The following is a 14174-nucleotide window of genomic DNA, read 5'->3' as shown; positions in this document are numbered from 1 at the left end:
CGATGAGGTCCGCGCCGACGTCTCGGGCGACACCGAGGATCGCGTCGGCGGGCCGCGGGGCGTGCACGAGGTGTCCCGTGACGGGCAGGCCCCGCGACCTGGCAAACTCGACGGTCCGCGCGAGCACCTCCTCGCGCACGGCGCGTTCGCTCTCCATGTTGTGCGCCTCCAGCGACTCGCTTCCGGGCAGGCCGACCGCCATGCTGACGAGGGCGTTCGCGATCACCGGTACCACGGTCACGACGTCGAGCGTCGCGCCGAAACGCAGGGCGAGCGTGACGGCGCGTTCCACCGCGAGGTCCGAGTGGGGCGCGCCGCCCGTGGCGACGAGGATGCGGCGGTAGACGGGAACGTCGGTGGGAGGCGTCATGCCTCAACGTACCCCTCCGTCCGGGGGGGCGCAAACACTCAGGGACGACGTTCGACGTTCCAGAAGTACACGGTGAGTCCGCCGCAGGCCGGAGACGGTGAGAGGGTGATCGACACGGCCCTCACGTCCATCGTCGCGCCGAACACCTCCACGACCACGGGGCCCGTCCAGCGCTTCCCACGCCGCACGGCCTCCCGCGCGGCGAGCTCGTGCGCCTCGCTCACCCAGCGGACACGCAGCACGTCACGGGCGTCGCGGTTCACGACCTGCGCGTCCAGGCCGAGCAGACCGCGCGCCGCCTCGCTGACGCGGACGACGCGTCTGTGCTCGTCGAGCACCGCGAACGCGAGCGCGGCGGGCGTGCCGAGCGGCGTGTAGGCCGCCCCCCGGTCCTGTCGGGCGTCCAGCAGGGCCGACGTGACCCGCGCGAGGCGGGTCAGGGTCCGCAGGTCCCCGGGCGTCACGTCGCGGGGTTCACGGTCGAGGACGCAGACGGTCCCGAGCGCCTGACCGCGCGACTCGATCCGGGCTCCAGCGTAGAACCTCACGTGCTCGCTGCCCGTCACGAGCGGGTTGCGTGCGAAGCGGTCGTCGGCCGCCGCGTTCCTCACCACGAGCGGTTCCGTGAGCCCGAGCGCGTGCGTGCAGAACGACATCTCACGTGGCGTCCCGCCGAGGTCCGTGCCCACCGCGGCCTTGAACCACTGGCGGCGCTCGTCGATGAAGGTGACGAGCGCGACGGGCGCGGCGAGGGACGCCGCCGCGTCTTCGGCGACGAGGTCGAAGGGGCGTTCGGACCCCGAGTCGAGGATGCCGAGCCGTCGGAGTTCGTAGAGTCGGGCGCGTTCGGCGCGTTCGTCGTGAGCGGTCATGGGGCTGGGCTCCTGAGGTGGAGTGCGCGCGGCACCTGAAAGGAGCCTCGTCGGATGCTAGCGCGCCTCCCACCGAGCCGGATGCGGTTCGCTTGGGGAGGCGTTCACGCATTCCGGTGCGGTGGCCGGGACTCGCCTGTCTAGAGATCCCGGGCGAGCCAGCGCACGAGGTTCCTCCCGAGGTTGGCGTTGGAGAGGGTGCCCCAGTTGGCGTACTGGCTGGTGCTGCCGTCGCTGAAACTGCCGTCGCTGAAGGTGGACGTGTCACCCCACGCGGCGACGCGGCCCGAACCGTAAGCGTTCACGCCGAGGTAGGTCCTGCCGCCCGCGCTCATCACGTCCGTGCCGCTCAGGACGTCGATGCTGGTGCCGACGTACACGCCCGCGCTCGTCACGTCGTCGGAGGCGGTGCCGCCCGCGCCCGTGACGATGGGGTGGGTGCTGGCGGTCGGCGTGGCCGTCAGGACGGGATCGCTGAAGCTCGACGCGAAGGAGTGCCGCAGACCGAACACCGTGTCACTGTCGAGGCTTCGTTGCAGGGCGCTCGTCACGCTCGCGGGCGTCGAGCCGTCCCAGCCGTCGAACACCTCCGGGGAGTCCCAGCCGTCGCCGTCGCGGTCGCTGTCGCGGTGGTCGCTGATCATCAGCAGGCCCCCACCCTGCGACACGAACGACGAGATCGCGGCACGCTCAGCGTCGCTCAGGGGGTTCTGGGGCTCGGCGATCACGAGGACGCTCGCGCCCGCGAGGGCCGTGGAGGTGATCGTGGTGCCCGTGAGGGTCGTGACGTCGTACCCGAGGCCGCGCAGGCTCGTCGCCCAGTCGCTGTAGGCACCGTCGATGCGCCAGTCGGCGTTCCCGGCGTCCTCACGTTTGGTGAGGTCGAACAGGACCTTTTTGCGGGCGCTCGCGCCGCCGCCGTTGCCCGCCCCCGGCGTCGTGGCCTGCGCGCGGAAGTCGACGCTGTTGCGGTCCGTGTCGGAGCCGTCGGGAACCCGGGAGAGGGAGGTCGCGACGCTCCCGCCCGCCGTGGACGCGGGACTGCCCTCGCCCAGCGAGATGCCCGGAGCGCCGTAGGCGAGCGCGTCCACCACGGCGCCGTTCGACAGCAGTCGCAGGCTTCCGCTCGTGTTGTACAGGTCCACGCCCGCGTTCACGAGGTTGCGGTTCGGGACGGACGTGTCCTGCGCGACGACGAAGGAGCCGCTCGCGGGAACGGTGCCGTTCAGGGTGATCGTCCGGTAGGCGGCGCCGTTCGTGTCGTACGCGACGAGACTGTAGCCGGACAGGGCCGTCCCGGCGGGCGCGCGCAGTTCGACGAAGGTCCCGGCGTCGGTGCCGGGACTGTCGTAGTAGACCTCGTTGATGACGGGGGCGCCGGGCGTGGCGAGCGCGGCGTACCGTTCCGACGGGGCGGTGACCTGACGTTCGGGCGCGGCGCCGCACGCGGCGAGGAGGAGGAGAACGGGAAGGCGGGTGAGCTTGTTCATGAAGGCTCCGGTGACGTCGGGCACGACGACGAGCCGCGCCTGGACGGATCGTCACGCGTGGTCGCGCTCGAACGCCGGTCATTGTGCCCGCCTTCCATGAGGGCCGTGTCGGCTCATGTGCGGTCGTTCACGCCCCGGAAGGGATGGGTGAACGTCCGCTCAACGTCTCAGACCCGCTCGAAGGACTCGATCGGCAGGACGAACACGACGGCGCCGCCCACCTCCACCTCACCGCCACCCGGCAGACTTCCCTCCCCGCCTTGGGTGTCGAGCATGGGTGGCGGCGCGAGCGTACGTGTGCGTCTGCGGCCTTCCCGCTCCAGGATGCGCCGCACCTCCCAGACGCGCTCGTCGTCCACACCGAGCAGCAGCGTCGTGGAGCCCGCGCGCACGAAGCCGCCGGTGCTGGCGAGGCGGGTGACCGTGAGTCCCCTCGACGTGAGGCACTCCGTGACGCGCGCGACGTCGGCGTCCTGAACGACCGCGAGGACAAGCTTCATGGTACCGCTCCCGCGCCTGACGTTCGCGGTCTTGAGCGTGACTGACTCTGCTCGACCGCCGTTCGAGTTCCGGACTCCTGCTCCCTCGTGGCCATGGTTCACGGATGTAGAAAATGTCACACGCCCGGAGCAACATCCATCACAATGGGGAGAGTTCTCATGAGCCCTCCTTCCCTCCTGCTGATCACCCAAGTCGATACGGCTCCGTCACGTCACATCGAACGGCACCTGCTCGCCCTGCTGCCCGGCGCACGCCTGACCGTCGCCGCCTTGGCGGGCCTCGCGACGGTCCAGGAGCCTGACCTCGTGCTCATCGTGCTGCACGGTCCTGACGCGGCCCCCCTGGAGTCCCTGCAGCACTGGCGCGCGCGCGCCCGGCGTCCGGTTCCCGTGGTCCTGATCGCCGAGCCCGTCACGGACGACCTCGCGTGGCGTGCGTACGGAGCCAGGGTCAACGCGGTCCTCGCGCTCCCCTCCGACGACGTGGAGTTGCGCGGCGCCCTTCGGGCCATGTGCGACTTCTGGTTCCGGGTGGCACGCCTGCCCGTCGTGCCGTACCACCACCCCACGAACTGACTCACGCCCGGACGTCCACGACGGTGCGGCCCCGCACCTCACCCCGCAGGATGCGTTCCGCCTCCGCGGGAACCTCCCCGAGGGGCACCACGCGGACCATCGCGTCGAGCAGGTCATGGGGCAGGTCCCGCGCGAGCCGTGTCCAGGCGCGTTCCCGACGCTCGATCGGAACCTCCACGGAGTCGACGCCGAGCAGGTTCACGCCGCGCAGGATGAACGGCAGCACCGTCGCCGGAAGGTCCGAGCCGCCCGCCAGTCCGCAGGCGGCCACGCTTCCCCAGCGTTTGAGGCTCGCGAGCACACCCGCGAGCGTCGTACTCCCGACGGTGTCCACGGCGCCCGCCCAGCGTTCCTTCTCCAATGGGCGTTTGAGGCCCGTGAGCTCGTCGCGGTGGATGACGTTCGACGCGCCGAGCGACCGGAGGTAGCCCTCCTCCTCCGGGCGGCCGGTGGACGCCGTCACCGCGTGGCCCGCGCCCGCCAGCAGTGCGACCGCGACGCTGCCCACGCCTCCCGCCGCGCCGGTCACGACTACCTCACCCGTGCCCGGAACCAGCCCCCGTTCCTCCAGGGCCATCACGCACAGCATCGCCGTGAGGCCAGCCGTGCCGAGCGTCATCGCCCGGAGGGACGTCAGGGAATCGGGCAGCGCGACGAGCCAGTCCGAACGGACCCGGGCGAGGGTGGCGAGGCCACCCCAGTGCCTCTCTCCGACACCCCAGCCCGTGAGGATGACGCGGTCTCCCCTCCTCCACCGCGCGGACTCCGACTCCACGACCTCGCCGACGAGGTCGATCCCGGGGACCATCGGGTAGGTCCTCACGACGCCCGGGCGTCCGAGCACCGCCAGCCCGTCCTTGTAGTTGAGGCTGGAGTACTCCACGGCGACGAGTACGTCCCCATCGGGCAGGTCCGTGACCGGCAGGGTCACGTGGTCATGTTGGACGTGGTCTCCGTCCCGGGTCAGAAGTAGGGCGCGGAGGGTGGTGTCGTCGGGCACGGGTGGAACCTCCATGAGTGTGGGCTGCCGAGGTGGCGTCACGGTACCACGCCCTCCGGTCGGTCGTTCAGACCTCAGGGCATTGCCGTGCGAGCGTGGCCTCGATCACGCTCGTCGGTTCGCGACGTTCGAACACGGCTCTGAGGACGTCCTGCCGGAGTGTCCAGCCGTCGAGCCCACCGAGTACGGCAGCCTGGATCCTGTCCGACAGGCGCTGGTCCAGACCACGCCTGCCCAGACAGACTCGGAGGTCACGGACGGTCCGCTCGGCCTGAAGCTCACGAGGAAGCTCACGAAATTCCCGGTCTTCGGCGCTCGTCTCCTCCGGGGTCTCGGGCGCTCGTCGAACCTCACCGTAAGACTGCGGTCCACGTATCGCGGGTGAGTAAGTTCCTTGTGAGGTTCCGGGATGGGGACGATTGTAGGCGTCGAACTGGCGGATGACGTCGACGACGAAGCCTGGCATGTTTCTGGGCTGGCTCGATGCGGCAAGGCGCCGAGCCAGCGCGAGCCCGGCCTCGGCGTGGTCCGGGAATTCCCGGGCGAGTCGTTCCGCCATCGGACGGACGACATGGGCGTCCACCAGTAACTGCACCACCCTGGGGTCCGCGTCTCGGGCCGCAGCGCCGAAACGGTACGTGACGGTCTTGTCGCGGCCCCGTCCGGCGTACGTGACGTCATCGAGAAATCCGTGCTCCAGGAGTTCCACGTGCATTCTGTCGAGATTGCGTGTGATCTTGTCGGGGCGGTCACTGACGATCCGGCAGTGTTCGGCCCATTCCATCAGCTTGAACTCGAGGCGCTCCACACGCCGTGCCGGCTGCGCGTGGTCATGGCGGTGCGCGTCGAGCAGCCGGTACATCGCGCGCGCCGTCGGCTGCTTGAGACGGCTCATCAGGAGCGCGTCGGGGAGCCGCGTGTACCCCTGGCGGATGTTGCTGACGACGTGGGGGTTGAGCCTGATGCGGAGCGTTCCTCGCGCGTCGAGTTCGACGTTCCCGTCGAGGCGCTCGCTGTCCCGGAACACGAGGTCGTCGATCATCCGCAGGGTCTTTCCCGAGAATCGCCACCGGTTCGTACGGGCGTCCCACCAGCCGTCCCGAATCACGTAGTTCGTGAAGTTGAGTCGTCTGAGGCTGGCCCGAAGTTTCGCGTAGTTCTTTCCGTTGTTCACGAGTCCTGCTGCCTTTCGCAGGCAGTAGGGGGTGGTGACGACCGAGTCGTCGTCGGGGAGGCCCTGCTCGGCGAAGAGCGTCTGCACGGCGATGATGACGTCGCTGTCGATGCCGTGTGGAAGGCCCTCGGGCGCGACGATCTCCACGTGACACTTCAGGTCTCCCCGTACGAATCTGCTTTCCCAGCGCGTCTGTGACGGGTCGACGTCGCGTTGCAGGCTGATGAGGCCCAGTCGTGCGAGGTTGAGTTCGTCCCGATACGGTCGGTGCTGGCCGGTCGTCTCCATACGCGCCCTCAATGTATCAACCGGAGTCTTTGTGGTTCAGATCGTCGGACGGGCGTGAAGCCGGTCGGTCCGCCTCGCGCGCGCGCGCACGCGTGTGTTGTTGTTTTTTTTGGTTTCTTTTTTTTGTTCAACACATTGTTGACAACAACAAGGCGAAGAGGCTATGCACCTCCAGGACAGCGTTTTTCAGCGCTTTCCCCCCCAAAAGGTCGCTATTTTGGGGGGAGTATTCCCCCAAAAGGTCGCTATTATGCACCTCTTTTGCCCCCAAAAGGTCGCTATTGCGGGGTGCGAATGCCCCCAAAAGGTCGCTAAAATCTGCCGCTCATGCCCCCAAAAGGTCGCGCGACCTTTTGGGGGGAAAGTGCAGAAATGGCGGAAAACGCCCCCAAAAGGTCGCTATTCCGACGCGAGTTTGCCCCCAAAAGGTCGCTATCGACGTCCACTGGAGAAACCCGCGTTCTAGACGGGGTTTTAACCGGATTTGCCCCCAAAAGGTCGCTATGGTCTTCGGGTGGATGCCCCCAAAAGGTCGCTATCTGATTCTGTTCGGAGTGAAGCCTCAATCGAGGTTCTGGCTGTCTAGACAGTGCCGGGTTGTCTGGACAGATCCGTACTCGCGACTCCTCGACGACTGGGCTTCGTCGCGCCGGTCTCGCCTCGTTCAACCCTCCTGCTGCGTCGGGCGGACGAGCAGCTCGTTGATCGCCACCCGCCTCGGGCGCGTCACGACGTACGTGATCGCGTCCGCGACGTCGTCCGCCTCCAGCCGCTCGACGCCCTCGAAGCGTCGGTTGAGCATCTCCAGCGACTCCGGACGGTTGTGGCTCGGCAGTTCCGTCACGACGGCCCCGGGTTCGATGAGGCTGACACGCACGTGGCGCCGCGTCACCTCCTGCCGCAGGGACTCGCTGAACGCGCCCACCGCGTGCTTCGTCGCGTTGTACACCCCGCTTCCCACGCGCGCGACGCGTCCCGCGACGGACGACACGTTCACGAGGTCCGCCACACGCCGTTCGCTCAATTCGGCGGCCCGCAGGAGGTGCGGCAGTGCCGCGTGCGCGCAGATCATCAGGCTCAGCACGTTGAGGTCGAGCATCCTGCGCCACTCCTCGGTCGGCGCGTCCTGCACGGGACCGAGCAGCATGACCCCGGCGTTGTTCACGAGGACGTCCAGACGCCCGAGCTCCCTCACGGCGCGGTCCACGCTCGCCCGAGCCTGCCCCTCGTCGGTGACGTCCGCCGTGATCGGCAGTGCCCGCCGTCCCAGCGACGACAGTTCGTGGGCGAGCGCGTCGAGCCTCTCGGCGCGCCTCGCGACGAGCGCGACGTCGGCACCCGCGCGCGCGAGCGATCTGGCCGTCGCCTCACCGATCCCGCTCGACGCACCCGTGACGAGGGCCACCGTACCGAGCATTGTGTTCATTGCCGTCGCCTTTCACGGGAGCCGAGGGGCGTTCGGAGGGGACGTGAGCCGGACGTTCGATGCTTGGTCATGTGCGGCATCATGCGCCCCCGCCGCAGCGCCTGCCAGCCGCCGTCGACGCCTGGGGTTCATCGGTTCTTCGGACTCCTGCGGGCACTCCCGGACACGAAGATGAAGACTTCGTGTAGAACATGTCCTGACGATGAGTATGTCATTCTGACGTCATCGTTCGTTTCATACCGTGGGCGAACACGACTTCCCCCGCCCACCGCGCCATCGGCCCGCGGGCCGTCCGCGTGTCGGGGAAACCGTGCCCTGGAGGTTCGCATGAAGAAGGCCATCTGGACGTTGACCCTCGGCATCACCTGCGCTGCACTCGCGGCCGTCCCCAAGGACACCCTCGTCGTGCAGACCTCGAGCGACATCCCCACTCTCGACCCCGTCATGACGTACGACACCGGCAGCGGCCAGTACGTCGAGAACATCTACGAGACCCTCGTCGCGTACAAGGGCAACAGCGTGCGGGAGCTCGAACCCCTGCTCGCGACCAAGTGGACGCAGGCCAACGGCGGCAGGACCTGGACCTTCGACCTGCGCAAGGGCGTCAAGTTCCACAGCGGCAACGCCATGAGCTGCGACGACGCCGAGTACAGCTTCCGCCGCGCCCTCGTGGTGAACAACAGCGACTCGTGGACGTGGTTCCTCAGCGAGAGCCTGCTCGGCACCGCCAGCAACGCCAACGACGACAAGAGCGTCACCTGGGCCAAGATCTCGAGCGCCGTGAGCTGCAACGCCCAGGGTCAGCTCGTCTTCAAGCTGCCTCAGGTCGATCCCGCCTTCCTCGCCAAGCTCGCCTTCGTGGGCGCCAGCATCGTCGACAAGGACTACGCGGCCAAGATCGGCGAGTGGGACGGCAAGGAAGCCAGCTGGAAGACCTGGGTCGGCAAGGACCTCAACGACAGCGCCCTCAGCAAGGCCCCCAGCGGCACCGGCGCCTACCAGCTCGTCCGCCGTGACAGCAACACCACGCTCCTCAGGGCCTTCAACGGCTACTGGGGCGGCAGGCCCGCCATCCAGAACGTCGTCGTGCAGCGCGTCCCCGAACAGGCGACGCGGCTCGAAGCGCTCAAGCGCGGTGACGCCGACCTCGTCGACACCGGCCCGCGTCCGGTGCTGGAGCAGCTGCGCAATGTCGCGGGGCTGAACATCATCGACGATCTCGGCAACAACTCCTCCACCGTGATCTTCATGAACGAGAAGATCAGCGATCCCAAGTCGCTCGGCAGCGGCAAGCTCGACGGCAAGGGCATCCCCGCGAACTTCTTCGCGGACGTCAACGTGCGCCGCGCGTTCAGCTACGCCTTCGACTACGACCGCTACATCAAGGATGTCCTGCAGGGCAAGGGCAGACAGCGCACCATGGCGCTCCCGGAGTCCTTCCCTGGCTACTCCGAGGACGTCAGGAAGTACACCTACGATCCCAGGCAGGCCACCGCGTCCTTCAAGAAGGCCTTCGGCGGTCAGGTCTGGAAGAACGGCTTCGTCCTCACCGCCCGCTACCGCGCCGGGAACACCGCGCAGCAGACCGCGATGGAGATCCTCAAGCGCAGCGTCGAGGCCCTCAACCCCAAGTTCAAGGTCAACATCGAGGGCAAGCAGTGGTCCGAGATGCTCAACGATTCCAAGAGCGGCAAGGAAGCCATGATCGTGCTCGCCTGGCTCCCCGACTACGCCGACCCCGACAACTTCATCAACACGTTCTACAGCAGCAACGGCTACTACAGCCCGCGCCTGAACTACGCCGACAAGAACGTGGACGCCTGGGTGCAGCAGGCCCGCAGCACCACCGATCAGGCGAAGCGCGATCGGCTGTATGCCCTCATCGGCAACCGCGCCTTCGACACCGCGCCGTTCATCCTGCAACCTGCCGGTGTGGGCTTCATCGTGATCCGTGACGACCTCGTCGGTGTGAGCCGCGCCACGTACAACCCGATGATCAATTTCGGCTACACGGGCACCCTCTGGCGCCAGCTCAGCAAGAAGTGACGCGAAACCGGCGACGTCCCGTCCGAACGTTCTGAGCTCACCGAACCACCCTGCCAAGGCAGGGTGGTTCGCCATGAGATGCTGTGCCGAACCGCCGACGAGGGTGGACGGGAAGGAGATTCGGAAGCCGGCGGCGCGTCGCCGACCTCGCCGTCATCCCTCGCCGAACAGCGTGTCGAGCTCGGCGAGCAGCTTGCCGAGCCGGGCCCGACGTCGGGCGTCGAGGCCCGCGAGGGCGCGCGCGCTCGTCAGGTTTCGCGCGACGCGGCGGGCCCGGTCGTCCTGTTCTTTCCGGAAAGAACGCCCGGCGAGCTCCGCCCGGAGCTCCTCGCGGGTGGCGCCCGCGAGCGCCCGTTCGAGCAGCCCGTCGCGGTGCTCCGCAGGCGCGCCCGCCACCACGCCCGCCACGGTGTAGCCGAGTCCACGCTCGCGCATCGCCGTCAGCACCTCCGGCGGCCAGTTCAGGACACGCACCTTGTTCTTCGTGAACGACTGCCACGTGCCGCGCCCGAGCTGGGTGAACAGCCCTTCGAGCAGGGCCACCGCCTCCGGGTCCTCGTCGGGGCGTCGGAGCAGCGCGTTGAGCCGGGAGCGCGCCTCCGCCGCCTCCACGCCGAGCGTGCCCGCCACGAGCGTCAGCGTCGCGTCCACCTCGTCGATCACGCCGAGGTCCTCGCGCTGCAGGTTCTCCACCGCCGCGAGCATGGAGGCCTGCGCGTCGCTCAGCTCGCGGACCTCCACGGGCACTTCCTGCAGACCGGCCGCCGTCGCGGCACGCCAGCGGCGCTCGCCTGCCACGATCTCGTAGCCGCCCTCCGACGGGCGGACCAGCAGGGGCTGCAGCACGCCCTGCTCGCGCACGCTCGCCGTGAGCCGCGCGAGCGCGGCCTCGTCGAAGGTCCTTCTGGGCTGGAAGGGACTGCTTCGCAGGCTGGAGACGGGGACGACGCGGGGAGGCCGCGTCTCGGTCGTGGAGAGCTCCGCGACCGCCGTGGCGCCCAGGATCCCCGCGAGCCGGTCGCCCATCGGACGGCGCCTACTCACCCGGCACCGCCAGCGGGAGCCTCACGGCCTCCACCACCTCGCGCGTCACGCGCAGCACGTCGGCCGCCACGGGACTGCTCGGCGCGTACTTCAGCACCGGCTCCCCGGCGGTGTTGCTGTCGAGCCACACCGCCTCACGCTGCGGTACCGGCGTGGCGAGCGGACTCAGCGTCCGCTGCAGCACCTCCAGCGTCTCCTGATCGTGCCGCCGCTGGCGGTTGTAGAGCGTGGGAACGTACAGCCCGACGCTCAGATCGGGACGGACCTTGCGGTAGGTCCGGAGCGCCTCCGTGAGTCCCGTCAGCCCACGCAGGCCCTTGTCCCGGACGGGCACCGGGACGACCAGCTGGTCGGCGGCGAGCGCGCCGAGCACCGCGAGCTGACCCAGGCTCGGCGGTGAGTCCACCAGCACCACGTCGTAGCGCTCCCTCAGGTCGCGCAGGTGGTTGCGCAGGTGCAGCTGCGCGCCCACGACGCCCATCATGCGGCCCTCCACCATCGCGAGGTCCACGCTGGCCGGGATGAGGTGCAGGCCGTGCACCTCCACGGGCGCGGGGAGCGGCGCGTCCGACGCGGCCGTCTCGAAGGCGGTCTGCTCGACCTCCGCGGGACCGGCGCCGAGCCAGTCGGTGAGGTTCGCCTGCGGATCGAGGTCGATGAGCAGCACCCGCGCCCCGAAGGTGGCGAGGGCGTAGCCGACGTCACGGGTGAGGCTGGTCTTCATCGCTCCCCCGGCGTGGTTGAAAAACGTCAGGACGCGCATGAAAGGAGTCTACCCGGCCTCACGGGCGAGCGCACGGCGACGTTCTCGCGGGGGTGATTCCCCGGTCGCCGCGCGTCACGGACCGCGGTCAGCCTCCCTGTCCGCCGAAGTCGCCCGGCGCGAAGCGCTCGATCTGCACGCGGTAGATCCCGCCCACGTCCTCACGCCACGCGAGGACGACGTTCCCGTAAACGTCCAGCGTGACGCTCGGTGTTCTGGCGTCCCTGCGTGCGTCGCGGTTCACGCTGCCCGACGCCCGCCACGTCTGTCCCGTCCAGCGCGCGAGGTGCACCTGGCCCACGCCCGCGCGCTCCTCCACCCAGGCGAGTACGGGGCGGCCCTCCCGATCGAGGGTGAGGGAGGGCGCGGACGCGAACGACGTGCTGACGGCGCCGCCGAGCGCCTGCCAGTCCTGACCCGTCCAGCGGGCCGCGAAGAGGGTGTCCTGCCCGTCCACGTCCTCGGCCCAGGCGACCACCGGACGGGCGGAGGCGTCGAGCGCCAGCCTGGGGGACGTGACGTACCTCGGGCCGCCGTGCGTGAGCGGACGCCCGACGGGCGTGGCCCCACGCTCGTCGACGCGCGCCACGACGATCTGACCCTCGTTCACGTTCCCCTCGATCCACGCGGCGGTCGCCTCGCCCCGGACGTCCAGGGCGAGCGACGGCTGCCGGGCGTAGGGCGAGGTGTTGAGCCTCGGGCTGCGCGCCCAGGCGTTTCCCTGCCAGCGCCGCAGGGTCAGCACCGTGCCCACGCCCTGACGGAGGTTCTCGCCCCACACCAGGAGCGGTTCGCCGCCGAGCGCGGCGAGCGCGCGGGTCTTCGCGGACTGCGGAGAGCTGATGCCGATGTAGCGCGAGCGCCAGTCCGTCCACGCCCCGTCCCGCCAGGCACGGAACACGACGACGTCGTTGTCTCCGGAGTTCTCGTTCCACGCCATCACCGGCGTCCCGGCACGGTCGAGCGCGAGGTCGAGGTTCGCGACGGGCCGTGCGCGGTCGTAGTTCAGCACGCCTCCGAGCGGGCGCCACGCGCCCTCCCGCCATTCCCACGCGCCGAGCGTGCGCTCCGTGAACACGCCCCGACCCTGCGTGGCCGGTCCCAGATCGCTGACGACGCCGAGGACGAGACCTCCATCCGGAGTCGCGGCGATCTTCAGGTCCCGCACGGGTCGTGGAGGAAGGTCCGACGGGACGCCCACGTCCACGACGGGAGTGGAGGAGGGCAGGGCGGAGGAGACGGACAGCGCGAGCGAGACGAGGACGAGCCGCAGCATGGGTCCTTTCCGGCACCGCCCGTCGGGCGGACCAAGACGCGAGGTCACGTCCAGTATGTGCCCCGCGCCCCGAAAACGGGAAGGAGCCGCCCGACGGGCGGCTCCTCCAACATGCACGGCTCAGCCCACGTCGGTGATGATGGGCGAGCGGAACTTCTCGTCGGGCGTGAACACCCAGCGGCGCCGGGCGAGGAGGGCCAGCGCGAGGCTCACGAGCGCCACGAGCAGCATCCGCGTCATGAACACCCCGTACTGCCCCTCGTAGGAGCCGAACATCGCGAAGCGAAGCGCGTTCACCACGTCCGTGACGGGGATGACCGAGTGGATGGCGCGGAAGAAGTCGGAGGAGAGCTCCACCGGGTAGGACCCGCCCGACGCGCCGAGCTGCACCACGAGCAGCACGAGCGCCAGCAGACGTCCCGCCGCGCCGAGCAGCAGGTTGAGCGCGAGGATCAGGATCATGAACGTGAGGCTCGCCAGGACCACCGTGAGCACCACGAGTCCGGTGTGCAGGTACGTGACGCCCAGCAGGTGCAGGCCGAGCACCACCACGAGCGCCTGCGAGACGACGTAGAAGGCGGGCACCGTGAACTTGCGCGCCACGCGCGCCGCCTGTGAGGTGGCGCGTCCGCTCTCGGGCAGCAGCAGGTACGGGAAGATGAAGGTGGTCATCGTGGCGCCCACCCACAGCGCGAGCGCCATGAAGTACGGGGCGAAGGCCGCGCCGTTGTTCTGCACCCGCGCGGTGCTCGTCTCCACGACGACGGCGCTCGCCGCGAGCCCTTCGGGGTCGCCGCCGAGCCGCTCGACGTCGGCGGGCACCTTCTCGTAGAGCTCGGCGAGCCCGTCGCGGAGGCGGCCCGCGCCGCCCGCGAGATCGCGCGAGCCCTTCGCCAGCGTGCCCGCGCCGTCCGCGAGCTTCGACACGCCGCCCGCGAGCTCAGCGGATTTCCCGGCCAGGGTGGCGGCGCCCCCGGAGAGCCGATCGAGGTCAGGTTGCGCGGGCAGGTTCGACGTGATCTCACCGAGCGCGTCCTTGATCCTGACATTGCCCTGCACCAGAGTGTCCACGCCGCCCTGGAGGGAGGCTGCCCCCTCGGCGAGCTTCCTCGCGCCCGTCGCGGCCTCTCCCGACTTCCGTGCGAGCGTGGTAGCGCCGCTCTGGAGCTCCCGCGCGCCCTTCGTGAGCCTCGCCGTTCCGGAGGCGAGCTGGGCCGCGCCGTCGGCGGCGGTCCCCGCGCCCGTCGCGGCCTCTCCGGTCTTCCGTGCGAGCGTGGCGGCGCCGCCCGCGAGCTTCTTCGCGCCCTGTTCGGCGTTCCGGGCACCTGTGGCGAGCTGACCGGCCCCCT

13 protein-coding genes are annotated in these 14174 nt (G+C 69.5%); 2 read left to right on the top strand and 11 right to left on the bottom strand.

The annotated features are described in order from the left end of the window. From DEIPI_RS0119620 to DEIPI_RS0119605, 4 genes are all read right to left on the bottom strand, one after another. Positions 1-370, bottom strand: a 370-nt coding sequence (locus DEIPI_RS0119620) for a universal stress protein (protein ID WP_027482892.1), incomplete at its 3' end; no start/stop codon positions are given. 38 nt (positions 371-408) lie between these two features. Continuing rightward, entirely contained in the window at positions 409-1242 is an 834-nt protein-coding gene (locus DEIPI_RS35780; protein ID WP_052351841.1) for a GAF domain-containing protein, read from the bottom strand. A 140-nt stretch (positions 1243-1382) separates the two neighbouring features. Further along, positions 1383-2732 (bottom strand): DUF4350 domain-containing protein, encoded by a 1350-nt coding sequence (locus DEIPI_RS0119610; protein ID WP_027482891.1) that lies wholly within the window; start codon positions 2730-2732, stop codon positions 1383-1385. 167 nt (positions 2733-2899) lie between these two features. Beyond that, the gene (locus tag DEIPI_RS0119605; RefSeq protein WP_027482890.1) at positions 2900-3232 is read right to left on the bottom strand and encodes a cyclic-di-AMP receptor; all 333 of its coding nucleotides are present in this window, start codon (positions 3230-3232) and stop codon (positions 2900-2902) included. Between the two features lie 159 nt (positions 3233-3391). Here DEIPI_RS0119605 and DEIPI_RS0119600 point away from each other — a divergent pair, with 159 nt between their 5' ends. Beyond that, positions 3392-3808 carry an ANTAR domain-containing protein gene (locus tag DEIPI_RS0119600; protein ID WP_027482889.1) on the top strand — a complete coding sequence of 139 codons (417 nt, stop codon included), beginning with the start codon at positions 3392-3394 and terminating at the stop codon, positions 3806-3808. A gap of 1 nt (position 3809) precedes the next feature. On the opposite strand, the gene acuI is transcribed toward DEIPI_RS0119600, so the two are convergent. From acuI to DEIPI_RS0119585, 3 genes are all read right to left on the bottom strand, one after another. Then, a complete protein-coding gene (gene acuI, locus DEIPI_RS0119595) occupies positions 3810-4808 on the bottom strand; it encodes an acrylyl-CoA reductase (NADPH) (RefSeq protein ID WP_027482888.1) in 999 nt (332 codons plus the stop codon). A gap of 67 nt (positions 4809-4875) precedes the next feature. Continuing rightward, positions 4876-6270, bottom strand: coding sequence for a replication initiator protein A (locus tag DEIPI_RS0119590; protein WP_027482887.1), 1395 nt, complete (start codon positions 6268-6270; stop codon positions 4876-4878). A 664-nt stretch (positions 6271-6934) separates the two neighbouring features. Beyond that, on the bottom strand, positions 6935-7696 hold the full coding sequence (locus tag DEIPI_RS0119585) for an SDR family NAD(P)-dependent oxidoreductase (protein WP_027482886.1): 762 nt from the start codon (positions 7694-7696) through the stop codon (positions 6935-6937). Between the two features lie 327 nt (positions 7697-8023). Here DEIPI_RS0119585 and DEIPI_RS0119580 point away from each other — a divergent pair, with 327 nt between their 5' ends. Beyond that, positions 8024-9742 carry an ABC transporter substrate-binding protein gene (locus DEIPI_RS0119580; protein WP_027482885.1) on the top strand — a complete coding sequence of 573 codons (1719 nt, stop codon included), beginning with the start codon at positions 8024-8026 and terminating at the stop codon, positions 9740-9742. Positions 9743-9895: 153 nt separating this feature from the next. Here the strand turns inward: DEIPI_RS0119580 and DEIPI_RS0119575 are convergent, their stop codons facing one another. The 4 genes from DEIPI_RS0119575 to DEIPI_RS32855 all read right to left on the bottom strand — a co-directional run. Next, on the bottom strand, positions 9896-10768 hold the full coding sequence (locus DEIPI_RS0119575) for a ParB/RepB/Spo0J family partition protein (protein WP_245588609.1): 873 nt from the start codon (positions 10766-10768) through the stop codon (positions 9896-9898). Between the two features lie 10 nt (positions 10769-10778). Further along, positions 10779-11549, bottom strand: a complete 771-nt coding sequence (locus DEIPI_RS0119570; protein WP_027482883.1) for a ParA family protein — start codon at positions 11547-11549, stop codon at positions 10779-10781. Positions 11550-11637: 88 nt separating this feature from the next. Then, positions 11638-12825 (bottom strand): hypothetical protein, encoded by a 1188-nt coding sequence (locus DEIPI_RS0119565; protein ID WP_045234749.1) that lies wholly within the window; start codon positions 12823-12825, stop codon positions 11638-11640. A 120-nt stretch (positions 12826-12945) separates the two neighbouring features. Then, positions 12946-14174 (bottom strand): YhgE/Pip family protein (locus DEIPI_RS32855; RefSeq protein WP_211238321.1); only part of this gene is annotated, 1229 nt, incomplete at its 5' end.

Source organism: Deinococcus pimensis DSM 21231 (assembly GCF_000519345.1).
Taxonomy (GTDB): Bacteria; Deinococcota; Deinococci; order Deinococcales; family Deinococcaceae; genus Deinococcus_A; species Deinococcus_A pimensis.
This window is presented reverse-complemented; position numbering and strand designations above follow the sequence as displayed.

Excerpts from the sequence above, each read along its gene's own strand:
- DEIPI_RS0119610 (WP_027482891.1), bottom strand. The coding sequence starts at position 2,732 with ATGAACAAGCTCACCCGCCTTCCCGTTCTCCTCCTCCTCGCCGCGTGC.
- DEIPI_RS0119570 (WP_027482883.1), bottom strand. The coding sequence starts at position 11,549 with ATGCGCGTCCTGACGTTTTTCAACCACGCCGGGGGAGCGATGAAGACC.
- DEIPI_RS35780 (WP_052351841.1), bottom strand. The coding sequence starts at position 1,242 with ATGACCGCTCACGACGAACGCGCCGAACGCGCCCGACTCTACGAACTC.
- DEIPI_RS0119590 (WP_027482887.1), bottom strand. The coding sequence starts at position 6,270 with ATGGAGACGACCGGCCAGCACCGACCGTATCGGGACGAACTCAACCTC.
- DEIPI_RS0119575 (WP_245588609.1), bottom strand. The coding sequence starts at position 10,768 with ATGGGCGACCGGCTCGCGGGGATCCTGGGCGCCACGGCGGTCGCGGAG.
- DEIPI_RS0119605 (WP_027482890.1), bottom strand. The coding sequence starts at position 3,232 with ATGAAGCTTGTCCTCGCGGTCGTTCAGGACGCCGACGTCGCGCGCGTC.
- DEIPI_RS0119565 (WP_045234749.1), bottom strand. The coding sequence starts at position 12,825 with ATGCTGCGGCTCGTCCTCGTCTCGCTCGCGCTGTCCGTCTCCTCCGCC.
- DEIPI_RS0119600 (WP_027482889.1), top strand. The coding sequence starts at position 3,392 with ATGAGCCCTCCTTCCCTCCTGCTGATCACCCAAGTCGATACGGCTCCG.
- DEIPI_RS0119585 (WP_027482886.1), bottom strand. The coding sequence starts at position 7,696 with ATGAACACAATGCTCGGTACGGTGGCCCTCGTCACGGGTGCGTCGAGC.
- DEIPI_RS0119580 (WP_027482885.1), top strand. The coding sequence starts at position 8,024 with ATGAAGAAGGCCATCTGGACGTTGACCCTCGGCATCACCTGCGCTGCA.